Origin of the sequence: Amycolatopsis magusensis, from assembly GCF_017875555.1 — a bacterium.
In the GTDB taxonomy this organism is placed as follows: Bacteria; Actinomycetota; Actinomycetes; order Mycobacteriales; family Pseudonocardiaceae; genus Amycolatopsis; species Amycolatopsis magusensis.
The window spans coordinates 358,643-372,167 of the sequence record NZ_JAGGMS010000001.1 but is presented as its reverse complement, the minus strand read 5'-3'; the positions used below and the strand labels follow the sequence as shown (position 1 = coordinate 372,167).

The following is a 13,525-nucleotide window of genomic DNA, read 5'->3' as shown; positions in this document are numbered from 1 at the left end:
CAACCGGACGAGGAGCAAGGCGTGGCGGTAATCGAACAGGTAGGCGCGCGCGAGATTCTGGATTCGCGCGGCAACCCGACGGTCGAGGTGGAGGTGGCTCTCGACGACGGCACGCTGGCGCGGGCCGCGGTCCCGTCGGGTGCGTCGACCGGTGAGTACGAAGCCGTCGAACTGCGTGACGGTGACACCGCCCGCTACGGCGGCAAGGGCGTGGAGCGCGCGGTCGCCGCGGTGCTCGACGAGATCGGCCCGGACCTGGCCGGCGTGGACGCGGTCGACCAGCGCATCGTCGACCAGAAGCTGGTGGACCTGGACGGCACGCCGGACAAGTCGCGCCTGGGCGCCAACGCCATCCTCGGCGTCTCCCTCGCGGTCGCCAAGGCCGCCGCGGACTCGGCCGAGCTGGAGCTGTTCCGCTACCTCGGCGGGCCGAACGCGCACGTGCTGCCGGTGCCGATGCTGAACATCCTCAACGGTGGCGCGCACGCCGACACCGATGTGGACATCCAGGAGTTCATGATCGCGCCGATCGGCGCGGAGACCTTCCGCGAGGCCCTGCGCTGGGGCACCGAGGTCTACCACTCGCTCAAGTCGGTGCTCAAGGGCCGCGGCCTGGCCACCGGCCTCGGTGACGAGGGCGGGTTCGCGCCCAGCCTGAAGAACAACCGCGAGGCGCTCGACCTGATCCTCACCGCCATCGAGAAGGCGGGCTACACCCCGGGCCGCGACATCGCGCTCGCGCTCGACGTGGCCGCCACCGAGTTCCACCACGACGGCGCGTACGCCTTCGAAGGCGCGAAGAAGAGCGCCGAGCAGCTCATCGGCTACTACACCGAGCTGGTCGACGCCTACCCGCTGGTGTCCATCGAGGACCCGCTGGGCGAGGACGACTGGGACGGCTGGGTGCGGATGACCGCCGAGCTCGGCGAGCGGGTGCAGCTGGTCGGCGACGACCTGTTCGTCACCAACCCGGACCGCCTCGAGGACGGCATCACCCGCCGCGCGGCGAACGCGCTGCTGGTGAAGGTCAACCAGATCGGCACGCTGTCCGAGACGCTGGACGCGGTGTCACTGGCCACTTCCTACGGCTACAAGTCGATGATGAGCCACCGCTCCGGCGAGACCGAGGACACCTTCATCGCGGACCTGGCGGTCGCCACCGGCGTCGGCCAGATCAAGACCGGCGCGCCGGCTCGCGGTGAGCGCATCGCCAAGTACAACCAGCTGCTCCGCATCGAGGAGACGCTGGCCGACGCGGCCAGGTACGCCGGCGACCTGGCCTTCCCGAGGTTCACCCCGGAGTCCTGATCCACCATGGCCGAGCGCGGCGGGAGAAGCCGGGAGCGCACCGGCGGGCGGGCGAGGAAGTCCTACGCCCGCCGGCCGGAGCGCGTGCACCGGGAAGGCAGGCGAGCCCGGTTGCGGCGGGGCTGGAGCGCGAAACGCGCTTCCGGCGCCGCCCGCGTGCTCGGGCTGTCGAACACCCGCCGCGCGGCGGTCGTGGCGATCGTGGTGTGCGCGCTCGCGTTCACCATCGCCGTGCCGCTGCGCACCTACCTCACCCAGCGCTCGGAGGTCTCCGAGCAACAGCAGCAGCGCGAAAAGCTGCGTGAGGAAGTCGCGCAGCTCGAAGCCCGCAAGGCCGAACTGGCCGACCCGGCGCAGGTGCAGGCCGAGGCCCGCCGCCGGCTGCGGTACGTGATGCCGGGGGAGACCCCGTACATGGTGCAGCTGCCCGAGGACAAGCAGGCCGCGCCGAACCAGCCGCCCGACGAGCAGGCACCGCCGCCGACCGGGCCGTGGTACGAGCGCCTGTGGGACCAGGCGACCGGGTAGCTACGCTGAGCGCCGTGAGCAGCACCGAAACCCCCCGGTTCGAACCCGTCACCGCGCAGGACGAGGCGGTGATCGCGGAACAGCTGGGCCGCCCGCCCCGCGCCCTGCGTGCCGTGGCCGCGCGCTGCCCGAGCGGGCATCCCTCGGTGGTGCAGACCAGTCCGAAACTGGAGAACGGCACGCCGTTCCCGACGCTGTACTACCTGACCTGCCCGCGCCTGTCGTCGATGGTCGGGCGGCTGGAAGCGTCCGGGCTGATGAAGGAAATGACCGAGCGCCTGGCCACCGACGAGGAACTGGCCGCGGCCTACCTGCGGGCGCACCGGTCCTACCTGGCGCAGCGCGACGCGATCGAACCGCTGGGCCACGAAGTCACCGCGGGCGGGATGCCGGGCCGGGTCAAGTGCCTGCACGTCCACCTGGCGCACACGCTGGCCTGCGGACCGGGCGTGAATCCCTTCGGTGACGAGACTTTGGCGTTGTTGCAAGCCGAAGGCTGGCCCTCGGGCGACTGCGCGTCTGTCGCAAAAGGACAGTAACGTTCCACGGGGTGCCGGAGATATGCCCACCGGGTAGGACTCTCTCGGGAAAGGCGTTCTCGGCGTGCGGTTGTTCGGGGTCTCCGGTGCGGTCGGGGAAAAGTCCAGGGAATTCGGCCTGCGCTCTCGGACGGCGCTCGTGGTGCTCGGCGGCACGCTCGCCGTGGCACCCACCTTCGCGCTGACCGGCGGGACCGAGAGCTGGGTCAAGGTGGCCAACCAGCTCGCGCCGCCGCCCGGTGGTGGCGAGCCCGGGTCCGCCGTGGTCGGTGTGGACGGCAGCCTGCCGCAGCCGCCCGATCCCGAAGCGCTGCTCGCCGACGTGCCGCCGCCCGGCCCGCTCGGCATCCCCGGCGGTGCCCTGCGCGCCTACCAGAACGCGGCGAACATCCTCGGCTCCGAGCAGCCCGCCTGCCACATCGACTGGGCGCTGATCGCCAGCATCGGCCGGATCGAGTCGAACCACGCACGCGGCGGTTACCTCGACGCGAAGGGCAACACGCTCGAACCGATCCTGGGCCCGGTGCTCGACGGTGTCGGCCCGGTGGCCGCGATCCGCGACACCGACGGCGGCCGCTACGACGGCGACACCGTGTGGGACCGCGCGGTCGGCCCCACCCAGTTCATCCCGTCGACCTGGCAGGGCTACGCCTCGGACGGCAACGCCGACGGCGAGACCAACCCGAACAACATCTACGACGCCACGCTCGGCTCTGGTCGTTACCTCTGTTCCGGTGGTCTGGACCTGGCGAACCCGGAGCAGTTGCGCACCGCGGTCTTCCGCTACAACAACTCCGACAGCTACGTGACCACGGTGCTCACCTGGGCGCAGGCCTACCGCACCGGCGTGACCCCGCTGCCGGACAGCGACGTGCCGGTGGGGCCGGCGAACCCGGTCACCGAACCCGCGCCCGCCCCGGTCACCCCGCCGCCCGCGCCCGTGGACCCCGGTACGCCGTCGAACCCGCCGGGTCCCGGGGAGCCGGGGCCGTCGCTGCCGCCGTCGCAAAGCGAGCCGCCGCCCACCTGTGAATCGGTTCCGCCGAGCTCGTCGACGCCGCCTTCGTCGACCACGCCGCCGCCTTCCTCCTCGCTGCCGCCGTGTGAACCGAGTACACCGCCGTCCTCCGAGCCGGACGCCGACTCGGGGTCACCGGCGCCCTGAGGACCCGCCCGCGTTCTGTACAACGAAAGAACTAGGCCATTCGGCCGCTCTTTGTTGCCTTCCGATGAACAGAAACCCGGTGGTTGTGGAAATCTGACAGGGCCGCGGGCTTTTGTGCGTTGCCGGTGTTTTCGCCCACTTCACATCCGGCATGCTGAGCTACCTAGTGCGGTAACGGCGCGACGCGACGTGGAGGTCATACGGGTGCGGGTGTGGCAGAGGCGCGGGGCACGCGCCGGACAGACCAGGTCAAGACGGCGGACACGGGCGATGGCATGGGGTGCGCCCCTGCTGGCGTTGCCGCTCATGGTGCCCGGCAGTGGCATCGGCGGGTTCACCCTGCTCGGCGACGCCAGTCCCAGCCGTTATCTCGACGCGCAGGGCCAGCCGGTGGACGCGCAGGGCAACCCGGTCAGCGTGAACGGCAGCCTGCCCAACGGTGACTCCATCGGCCAGCAGCTGCTCGCCGACGCGGGCAACCCGGACGCGCTGAACGGCAACGCCGGGCTGCCGTCGGGTCCGCTGGGCATCCCGGGGTCCGCGCTGAAGGCCTACACGCGGGCCGCCGACCACCTCGCCGCCACCCAGCCCGGCTGCAACATGCACTGGTCGCTGCTGGCCAGCATCGGGCGCATCGAGTCGGGCCACGCACGCGGCGGCAACGTCGACGTCGCCGGCTACACCCGTGCGCCGATCCTCGGCCCGGTGCTGAACGGGGCCGGTCCGGTCGCCGCGATCAGCGACACCGACGGCGGCGCCTACGACGGCGACACGGTGTGGGACCGCGCGGTCGGCCCGATGCAGTTCATCCCGTCGACCTGGCAGGGCTACGCCTCCGACGGCAACGGGGACGGCGACCGCAACCCGAACAACATCTACGACGCCACCCTCGGCGCCGGGCGCTACCTCTGCTCGGGCGGGCTGAACACCGCCGACCCGCAGCAGCGCGCCACCGCGGTCTTCCGCTACAACCACTCCGACTCGTACGTGCGCACGGTGCTGAGCTGGGCCGAGGCCTACGCCGGTGGCGTGCACCCGACGACGGACCACCAGGGCCCGATCCTCGCGGCTCCGCAGGCCCCCTCGGGTGGTGGCGCACCGGGCGAGGTGCCGCTGCCGTCGGTGCCGCCGTCGAGCGACCCGAGCGCACCGCCGTCGACCTCGAACCCGCCGAGCTCGTCGAACCCGCCCTCGTCGTCGATCCCGAGCACGACGAACCCGCCGAGTTCCTCGAACCCGCCGTCGTCGACGAACCCGCCGTCGAGCACCCCGCCGGAGACGACCACGCCGCCGGAGACCACCCCGCCGCCGGACTGCGTGACGCCCGAACCGGGCACCACGCCGGAACCGCCGGCCGAGGGTGAGCCGCCGCTGTGCGAGGACACCTCCTCCGAGGCGCCGACGACTCCCTAGTAGCACCGAAGAACAGGCCGCGCGCAGCTCCGTTGAGGGTGGTGGCGGGCGGCAGGAGGCGACTGCCCACCAGCCCACGCGGGCTGGTGGGCAGTCGTCGTTAGGGTGGACCGCATGCCTCGTGTTGCCGCGATCGACTGTGGGACCAACTCCATCCGCCTGCTCGTCGCCGAGCTGACCGAACGCCATGACGGCACGTTCGACCTGCGCGACCTGCACCGCGAGATGCGCGTCGTCCGGCTCGGGCAGGGGGTGGACGCCACCGGCAGGCTCGCCCCGGAAGCGCTGGAGCGCACCCGCGCCGCGCTGGCCGACTACACCATCGCCGCGCGCCGCAAGGGCGTCGAGAAGGTGCGCATGGTCGCCACCTCGGCCACCCGCGACGCGAGCAACCGCGACGAGTTCTTCACCATGACCCGCGAGGTGCTGGGCACCGAGGCCGAGGTCATCACCGGCGACGAGGAAGCCCGCCTGTCGTTCACCGGCGCGGTCGGCGAGCAGGACCCCGACGACGGCCCGTTCCTGGTGGTCGACGTCGGCGGCGGCTCGACCGAGCTGGTGCTGGGCACCTGGGACGGCAAGCGCGCCGACGTGCTCGCCGCGCGTTCGGTGGACATCGGCTGCGTGCGGATCACCGAGCGCACGCTGAAGTCCGACCCGCCGTCCGCCGACGAGGTCACCGCGGCGCACAAGCTGGCCACCGAGGTGCTCAACGAGGCGTTCGAGGTGGTCGACGTCTCGCGGGCGAACACCTGGATCGGCGTCGCGGGCACGGTCACCACGCTGTCCGCGGTGGCGCAGGAGCTGCCGCAGTACGACAACGAGCGCGTGCACCTGTCGAAGCTGTCCCGCGCGGACATCGACCGGCTCACCGACGACCTGCTCAGCGTGGACCACGCGGCCCGCGCGGCGAACCCGGTGATCCACCCGGGCCGGGTCGACGTGATCGGCGGGGGCGCGGTGATCGTGCGGGCGCTGGCCGAGCAGTTCGCCGAGCGCGGCGGCCCGGCGGAGCTGGTGGTCAGCGAGCACGACATCCTCGACGGGATCGCGTTGTCGCTGGTGTGACAAGTGCGGTGAAGCGTTTGCGGCATTCGGCGGGTTCACGTTGCTCCGTCGGTGTGGGGCTGACGGAGTAATGTGGATCATCGTGATTCTTTCGCAATGATTTGCGTCTGTGGTCTGGCTCACTCGCCCGGCTAGCGTGCCCCTTCATGAAGGCGCGAATGCGGACGATGCGGCCGGCAGTGCTCGCGATGACGACGGCCATGGTGCTGAGCTCGTGCGGGGGCGGTGGCGACGACGCACCCGGCACCGGTGACACCGGGGGCGCCATCTCGGTGTTCAACACCGAACCGGAGAACCCGCTGGTGCCGGGGAACACCACCGAGTTCGGCGGCAGCCAGGTGATGGCCGCGATGTTCACCGGCCTGATCGACTACGACCCGCAGACCACCGAGGTGAAGAACGCGGCCGCCGACTCGATCACCGACGTCGGCTCGAAGGTCTACACCGTCAAGCTGAAGCCGGGCTGGAAGTTCCACGACGGCACCGACGTGCTGGCGAAGAACTTCGTCGACGCCTGGAACTGGACCGCCTACGGCCCCAACGCCACCCAGGGCGCGCCGTTCTTCTCCGACATCCAGGGCTACGACGAGGTGAACCCGGCCGACCCGGACGGCAAGAGCGGCCCGCAGCAGGCCCCGGCGCCCGCCACGGACAAGATGTCCGGGCTCCGGGTGGTCGACGACCACACCTTCGAGGTGACGCTGAAGAGCTCGTCGCCGGTGTTCAAGGTCAAGCTCGGCTACGAGGTCTTCGCGCCGCTGCCGGACTCGTTCTTCGCCGACAAGGCCGCCTTCGAGGCCAAGCCGATCGGCAACGGCCCGTTCAAGTTCGTCTCGCGGCAGGTCGGCACCGAGGTGAAGCTGACCAGGTTCGACGAGTACACCGGCATGGACAAGCCGAAGTTCAAGGACCTGACCTTCCGGGTCTACCAGAGCCGGGAGGCCGCCTACCCCGACCTGGTCGGCAACCAGCTGGACTTCATCGAGGAGCTGCCGCCGAACGCGCTCGCCGGGCAGCAGCACAAGACCGACCTCGGCGACCGCGTGGTCGAGGGCGAGTCGCTGATGAACCAGACGCTGTCCTTCCCGCTGTACCAGGAGAAGTACCAGAACCCGGACCTGCGCAAGGCGATCTCGATGGCGATCAACCGCGAGGAGATCACCACCCGGATCTACGAGGGCAGCCGCCAGCCCGCCGACGGCCTGGTGCACCCGCTGATCAAGGGTTACCAGAAGGGCCAGTGCGGCGAGCTGTGCACGTTCAACCCGGAGAAGGCCCGCGAGCACCTGGCGAGGTCCGGGTTCACCGGCCCGCTGAAGATCATCAGCAACACCGACGGCGGGCACAGCGAATGGGCCACCGCGGCGGCGAACAGCATCAAGAACACGCTCGGCATCGAGTGCGTCTTCGAACCGGCCACCAGCCTCGGCGAGTTCCGCGGGAAGATCAACGCCCGCGAGATGACCGACATGTACCGCGCCGGCTGGGTCGCCGACTACCCGTCGATCGAGAACTTCCTCAACCCGATCTACAAGACCGGCGCCTCGTCGAACGACGGTGAGTACTCGAACCCCGAGGTGGACGCGAAGCTCGCCGCCGCGGACACCGCGGCCTCGGAGGAGGAAGGCATCAAGCTCTACCTCGAAGCCGAGAAGCTGATCCTGAACGACCTGCCATTCGTTCCACTGTGGACGCAGAACACCATCGGCGGGAAGTCCGACCGGCTCTCCTCGGCGAAGTTGAGCGCCTTCCGGAAGCTGGACCTGACCAGCGTCGAAGTGGCCTGAATTGGGCCGGTATGTACTGCGGAGGCTGCTGCAGATGGTGCCGGTGTTTTTCGGCACCACCTTCGGCATCTACCTGCTGGTGTGGGCGCTGCCCGGGGACCCGTTCGCGGGCAAGTGCGGCGAACGGGACTGCCCCGACGCGTTCGTCGCGGCGATGAACGAGAAGTACAACCTGGACGACACGATCTTCGTGCAGTACGGGAAGTACCTGTGGAACCTGTTGCAGGGCGACTTCGGCGAGACCTTCTCCGGGGTGCCGGTGAGCGAGCTGATCGCCAACTCGTACCCGGTGACGGTCCGGCTGGCGGTGGTGGCGCTGCTGATCGAGGCGGTCATCGGCATCACCGCCGGCGTGGTCACCGGCCTGCGGCGGCGCGGGTTCCTGGACAGCCTGGTGCTGGTGTCCACGCTGTTCCTGATCTCCATCCCGGTCTTCGTCACCGGGTACGTGCTGCAACTGCTGCTCGGGCTGGAGTGGGGGATCATCAACCCCACCGTTTCGTCGAAGGCCGGGTTCGGGGAGCTGATCGTGCCCGGGTTCGTGCTGGCCAGCCTGTCGATGGCGTACGTGGCCCGGCTGACCAGGGCGAGCATCGCGGAAACCCGGCGCGCGGACTACGTGCGGACCGCGGTGGCGAAGGGGCTGCCGCAGTCGCGCGTGGTCGGCGTGCACATGCTGCGCAACGCGGCGCTGCCGGTGATCACCTTCCTCGGCACCGACCTCGGCGCGTTCATGGGCGGCGCGATCGTCACCGAGGGCATCTTCAACATCCCCGGCATCGGCGGGCTGATCTTCAAGTCCATCCAGTCCAAGGAGGGCGCGACGGTGACCGGGCTGGTGGTCCTGCTGGTGCTGGTCTACCTGCTGATGAACCTGCTCGTGGACCTGCTCTACGGCGTGCTCGACCCGAGGATCCGCTATGACTGACCCGGCGACCGCGGCGACCGGGGTGTCCGCGCGACCCCGTGGCCTGTTCGGCGACGCGTGGCGCGACCTGCGGCGACGGCCGATGTTCTGGATCTCGTCGTCGATCATCCTGGTGATCGTGGTGATGGCGGTGTTCCCGTCGCTGTTCACCTCGGCCGACCCGAACCTCGGCGACCTGCAGCGCCAGCGGCAACCGCCGTCCGCGCAGGCCTGGTTCGGCTACGACAACCAGGGCTACGACATCTACGCCCGCGTCATCCACGGCGCCCGGGCGTCCATTGTGGTCGGTGTGCTGGCGACGCTGGGCGTGGTGCTGCTGGGCGGGATCTTCGGCATCCTGGCCGGGTACTACGGCGGCTGGCTCGACACGGTGATCTCGCGGATCGCGGACGTGTTCTTCGGGCTGCCGTTCGTGCTCGGCGCGATCGTCATCCTGACCACGCTGAACTCGGCCGGCGACGCCGGTGCGGTGCGGATCGTGGTGCAGGTGGTGCTGTCCATCGCGTTGCTGTCGTGGCCGGTCTCACTGCGGATCATGCGGTCGGCGGCGATCACCGCGAAGCAGCAGGACTACGTGAAGGCGGCGCGGGCGCTGGGTGCGAGCGGCACGCGGATCATCTTCCGGCACCTGCTGCCGAACTGCCTGGCGCCGGTGCTGGTCTACGCGACCATCGCGCTGGGCGCGTTCATCGGCGTGGAGGCGACGCTGTCCTACCTGGGCATCGGGCTTCGGCCGCCGGTGGTCTCGTGGGGTGTGATGATCAACGACGCGCGGACGTACGTGCGCGCGGCCCCGCACCTGCTGTTGTTCCCGGCCGGTTTCCTGGTCACCACCGTGCTGGCCTTCGTCATGCTCGGCGACGCGGTGCGCGAAGCCCTCGACCCGCGGGCGCGGTGATCCACAATGGACAGACTGCTGGAGATCGACGACCTGCGCGTGGAGTTCCGCACCCCGGACGGGGTGGCGAGCGTGCTGAACGGCGTCAGCTACCACGTGGACGCGGGGGAGACCCTGGCCGTGCTCGGCGAATCGGGTTCGGGCAAGAGCGTGACCGCGCAGACGGTGCTGGGGATCCTGGACCGGCCGCCCGCGGTGATCACCGGTGGGGCGATCCGGTTCCACGGCGAGGACCTGCTGACCGCGAGCGCCCGGCGGCAGCGCGAGGTCCGCGGTGGCGGCATCGCGATGATCTTCCAGGACGCGCTTTCCGCGCTGAACCCGGTGTTCACCGTGGGGTTCCAGATCGAGGAGCAGTTGCGGCTGCGCCAGGGCATGAGCCGGCGGGCGGCGCGGGCGCGGGCGGTGGAGCTGCTGGACCTGGTGCACATCCCGAACGCCGCTTCGCGGGTGCGGGAGTACCCGCACCAGTTCTCGGGCGGGATGCGGCAGCGGGCGATGATCGCGATGGCGCTGGCGCTGGACCCGGAACTGCTGATCGCCGACGAGCCGACCACGGCGCTGGACGTGACGGTGCAGGCGCAGATCATGGACCTCCTGGCGGAAATCCAGGCGGAACGCCGGATGGGCCTTGTGTTGATCACGCACGATCTGGGGGTTGTCGCCGAAGTCGCCGATCGGATCGCCGTAATGTACGCCGGTAGGATTGTTGAACAATCCGACGTCCATACCTTGTTCCGATCCCCCGCGCACCCCTACACCGCGGCCCTGATGAACTCCCTGCCCCGCCTGGACCAGAAGGGGCAGAGCCTGACGACCATCACCGGCCTGCCGCCGAGCCTGCTGGACATCCCGCCGGGCTGCCCCTTCCACCCACGCTGCCCCCGCGCCGAAGCCCTCTGCTCCACCACCCGCCCACCCCACCACGAACCCGCCCCTGGTCGGTTCAGCGCCTGCCACTTCGCCACCGAGGTACTCCAAGGTGACTGACCGCCACCCACCCGCGACAGCGCGGCGAAGATGGGCTCGCCACCCGGCGTGCGGGCCGCACCCCGGAAGGCGGTGAAGCGTCATGACTGAACCGATCCTCCGCGTGACCAACCTGGTCAAGTACTTCCCGGTGCGCACCGGCGTCGTGTTCAAGCGGACCGTCGGGCAGGTGAAGGCCGTCAACGGGGTTTCCTTCGACCTCGCGCCAGGCGAGACGCTGGGCATCGTCGGCGAGTCCGGGTGCGGCAAGTCCACTCTGGCCCAGGTGCTCCTCCGGCTCGAGGAACCCACGGCGGGCAAGGCCTACTTCGAGGGCCGCGACATCTTCGCCATGCGGGGCACCGAACTCCGCCGCCTGCGCCGCAACATCCAGATCGTGCTCCAGGATCCGTACACCTCGCTCAACCCGCGGATGACCGTCGGCGACATCGTCGGCGAGCCGTTCGAGATCCACCCCGAGGTGGCCCCCAAGGCCGACCGGGCGCGGAAGGTGCGCGAACTGCTGGACGTCGTCGGGCTCAATCCCGAGCACCTCAACCGCTACCCGCACCAGTTCTCCGGCGGCCAGCGCCAGCGCATCGGCATCGCCAGGGCGCTCGCCCTGCGGCCCAAGGTGCTCATCTGCGACGAACCCGTTTCCGCGCTCGACGTCTCCATCCAGGCCCAGGTGCTGAACCTGCTGGAGGAGTTGCGCGCCGAATTCGGATTGTCCTATGTGTTCATCGCGCACGACCTTTCCGTGGTCCGCCACCTCTCCACCCGCGTCGCGGTGATGTACCTCGGCAAGATCGTCGAGATCGGCACCGAGGACGACATCTACAACCGGCCGTCCCACCCGTACACGCAGGCGCTGTTGTCCGCCGTTCCGGTGGCGGACCCGTCACTGCGCGGTCACCGCCAGGTGATCCGCCTCGAGGGCGACGTGCCGAGCCCGGTGGACCCGCCGTCCGGCTGTCCATTCCGGACACGCTGCTGGAAGGCCCAGGACCGCTGCGCCACCGAGGAACCGGCGCTCGAACTCCGCGCGGGCGGGCATTCCAGTGCCTGCCATTTCGCCGAAGAACGGCACGTCGTTCCCTAACTTTCGTCGGTGGCCGATTCCCGGTGCGCGTCGTACATTCCGCCTACCGCAGTCGTAGGAGGAAATCAGCGTGAAGAGAAGCAAGGTCCTGTTCGCGGCGCTCGCCGTGCCGCTGGCCGCCGGGGTGCTGGCCTCGCCCTCGGTGTCCGCGCAGCCGGACGTTTCCGGCGCCGCGACCGAGTTCACCGTGCTGGCCGCGCCGGGGCAGGGCGTGGCCGACGCCGAGCGGGCGGTCCGCGAAGCGGGCGGCACCGTGGTGAAGTCCAACGCCGCCATCGGCCTGGTCACCGCGAGCGCGCCGGCGAACGGCTTCAGTGAGCGCGTTTCCGCCGACCGCGCGGTGTACGGCGCGGCCAAGGCGCAGCCGATCGGGCACGCTCCCGTGCGCGACGCGGCGCCCAAGGCGGACGTGGTGGAGAAGGAGGCGCGGCAGGCCCCGGCGGCGAAGAAGGGCAAGCCGAACGCGCCCGCGCCGGTCGGCACCGACCCGCTGGACGAGCAGCTGTGGGGCCTCAAGTCGGTCCGTTCCGACCTCGCGCGCACCGTGCAGCCGGGCGACAAGCGGGTCAAGGTCGGCGTGCTCGACACCGGTGTCGACGGCACCCACCCGGACATCGCGCCGAACTTCGACGCGGCCCTTTCGCGCAACTTCGTCCGCGACATCCCGGCCGACGAGGCGGGCAACGAGGTCGACGGCCCGTGCGAGTTCCGCGGCTGCGTGGACCCGGTCAACCACGACGACGGCGGCCACGGCACGCACGTGGCGGGCACCATCGGTGCGGCTGCCAACGGTTTCGGCGTCTCCGGCGTGGCCCCGAACGTCAGCATCGTCAACGTCCGCGCCGGGCAGGACTCGGGCAGCTTCTTCCTGCAGCCGGTGGTCGACGCCATCACCTACGCCGGCGACGCGCGCCTCGACGTGGTCAACATGAGCTTCTTCGTGGACCCGTGGCTGTACAACTGCCAGGCGAACCCGGCCGACTCGCCGGAGCGCCGGCGCGAGCAGCGCACCATCACCGAGGCGGTCAACCGCGCGCTCGACTACGCGCACGGCAAGGGCGTGACGCAGGTGGTTTCGCTGGGCAATCAGCACACCGACCTCGGCGCGCCGCAGCCGGACACCGTCAGCCCGAACTTCCCGGCGAAGACCAACTACGACCGCGACATCGACAACTCGTCCTGCGTGACGCTGCCGGTCGAAGGCCGCCACACCATCGGTGTCTCCGCGTTCGGCCCGTCGCAGGCGAAGGCGGACTACTCGAACTACGGCGTCGAGCAGATCTCGGTTTCCGCGCCGGGTGGTTTCTACCGCGACTACTTCGGCACCCCGTGGTTCTCCACTGTGGAGAACCAGATCCTGTCGACCTACCCGCGCAACGTCGGTGTCGCCGAGGGCATGATCGACGCGGACGGCAACCTCACGCCGGACGGCGTCGAAGCGGGTGTGCAGAAGGCGACCGCGGCCGACGGCCGGGTCGGCTACTACCAGTGGCTGCAGGGCACTTCGATGGCCTCGCCGCACGCCACCGGCGTCGCCGCGCTGATCGTTTCCCAGTACGGCAAGCCCGGCAGGGGCGGGTTCGGCATGGACCCGGACGCCGTGCAGCGCGTGCTCGAGGGCACCGCGGCGAAGATCGCCTGCCCGGTGCCGCGGACCGTGGACTACCTGGACGAGGGACGCGACGAAACCTTCACCGCCACCTGCACGGGTGACACGGCGTTCAACGGTTTCTACGGCCACGGCGCCGTCGACGCCTACTCCGCCGTGACCAGGGGCAAGGAGCACCTGCGCCGCTGAGTTAGGGATTCCCGGAAGTCGT

General features: G+C 70.1%; 12 protein-coding genes. All 12 read left to right on the top strand.

Annotated features, from left to right (window positions below):
- The first annotated feature begins 21 nt into the window (after positions 1-21).
- Positions 22-1,308, top strand: a complete 1,287-nt coding sequence (gene eno, locus JOM49_RS01690) for a phosphopyruvate hydratase (RefSeq protein ID WP_209662470.1) — start codon at positions 22-24, stop codon at positions 1,306-1,308.
- 6 nt (positions 1,309-1,314) lie between these two features.
- A complete protein-coding gene (locus tag JOM49_RS01685) occupies positions 1,315-1,836 on the top strand; it encodes an FtsB family cell division protein (RefSeq protein WP_209662467.1) in 522 nt (173 codons plus the stop codon).
- Positions 1,837-1,850: 14 nt separating this feature from the next.
- Positions 1,851-2,375 (top strand): DUF501 domain-containing protein, encoded by a 525-nt coding sequence (locus tag JOM49_RS01680; RefSeq protein ID WP_209662466.1) that lies wholly within the window; start codon positions 1,851-1,853, stop codon positions 2,373-2,375.
- A gap of 64 nt (positions 2,376-2,439) precedes the next feature.
- Positions 2,440-3,540, top strand: a complete 1,101-nt coding sequence (locus JOM49_RS01675) for a lytic transglycosylase domain-containing protein (RefSeq protein WP_308158622.1) — start codon at positions 2,440-2,442, stop codon at positions 3,538-3,540.
- Between the two features lie 270 nt (positions 3,541-3,810).
- Positions 3,811-4,953, top strand: coding sequence for a lytic transglycosylase domain-containing protein (locus JOM49_RS01670; RefSeq protein ID WP_209662461.1), 1,143 nt, complete (start codon positions 3,811-3,813; stop codon positions 4,951-4,953).
- Positions 4,954-5,067: 114 nt separating this feature from the next.
- Positions 5,068-6,021 carry a Ppx/GppA phosphatase family protein gene (locus JOM49_RS01665; protein WP_209662459.1) on the top strand — a complete coding sequence of 318 codons (954 nt, stop codon included), beginning with the start codon at positions 5,068-5,070 and terminating at the stop codon, positions 6,019-6,021.
- A gap of 146 nt (positions 6,022-6,167) precedes the next feature.
- Positions 6,168-7,808, top strand: coding sequence for a peptide ABC transporter substrate-binding protein (locus tag JOM49_RS01660; protein WP_245369208.1), 1,641 nt, complete (start codon positions 6,168-6,170; stop codon positions 7,806-7,808).
- A 1-nt stretch (position 7,809) separates the two neighbouring features.
- Complete coding sequence (locus JOM49_RS01655) at positions 7,810-8,736, top strand: ABC transporter permease (protein WP_209662458.1); 927 nt, start codon at positions 7,810-7,812, stop codon at positions 8,734-8,736.
- On the top strand, positions 8,729-9,634 hold the full coding sequence (locus tag JOM49_RS01650; RefSeq protein ID WP_209662456.1) for an ABC transporter permease: 906 nt from the start codon (positions 8,729-8,731) through the stop codon (positions 9,632-9,634). The genes JOM49_RS01655 and JOM49_RS01650 overlap by 8 nt, the downstream gene beginning before the upstream one ends.
- A 6-nt stretch (positions 9,635-9,640) precedes the next feature.
- Entirely contained in the window at positions 9,641-10,624 is a 984-nt protein-coding gene (locus JOM49_RS01645) for an ABC transporter ATP-binding protein (RefSeq protein WP_209662454.1), read from the top strand.
- An 82-nt stretch (positions 10,625-10,706) separates the two neighbouring features.
- Positions 10,707-11,705, top strand: coding sequence for an ABC transporter ATP-binding protein (locus tag JOM49_RS01640; protein ID WP_209662453.1), 999 nt, complete (start codon positions 10,707-10,709; stop codon positions 11,703-11,705).
- Positions 11,706-11,775: 70 nt separating this feature from the next.
- Positions 11,776-13,503 (top strand): S8 family serine peptidase, encoded by a 1,728-nt coding sequence (locus JOM49_RS01635; protein WP_209662451.1) that lies wholly within the window; start codon positions 11,776-11,778, stop codon positions 13,501-13,503.
- The last annotated feature ends 22 nt before the right edge of the window (positions 13,504-13,525 follow it).

What these genes read in the sequence shown, in the direction of transcription:
- JOM49_RS01685 (WP_209662467.1), top strand. Translation starts at nt 1,315, where the DNA reads ATGGCCGAGCGCGGCGGGAGAAGCCGGGAGCGCACCGGCGGGCGGGCG.
- JOM49_RS01670 (WP_209662461.1), top strand. Translation starts at nt 3,811, where the DNA reads ATGGCATGGGGTGCGCCCCTGCTGGCGTTGCCGCTCATGGTGCCCGGC.
- JOM49_RS01665 (WP_209662459.1), top strand. Translation starts at nt 5,068, where the DNA reads ATGCCTCGTGTTGCCGCGATCGACTGTGGGACCAACTCCATCCGCCTG.
- JOM49_RS01660 (WP_245369208.1), top strand. Translation starts at nt 6,168, where the DNA reads ATGAAGGCGCGAATGCGGACGATGCGGCCGGCAGTGCTCGCGATGACG.
- JOM49_RS01650 (WP_209662456.1), top strand. Translation starts at nt 8,729, where the DNA reads ATGACTGACCCGGCGACCGCGGCGACCGGGGTGTCCGCGCGACCCCGT.
- JOM49_RS01645 (WP_209662454.1), top strand. Translation starts at nt 9,641, where the DNA reads ATGGACAGACTGCTGGAGATCGACGACCTGCGCGTGGAGTTCCGCACC.
- JOM49_RS01640 (WP_209662453.1), top strand. Translation starts at nt 10,707, where the DNA reads ATGACTGAACCGATCCTCCGCGTGACCAACCTGGTCAAGTACTTCCCG.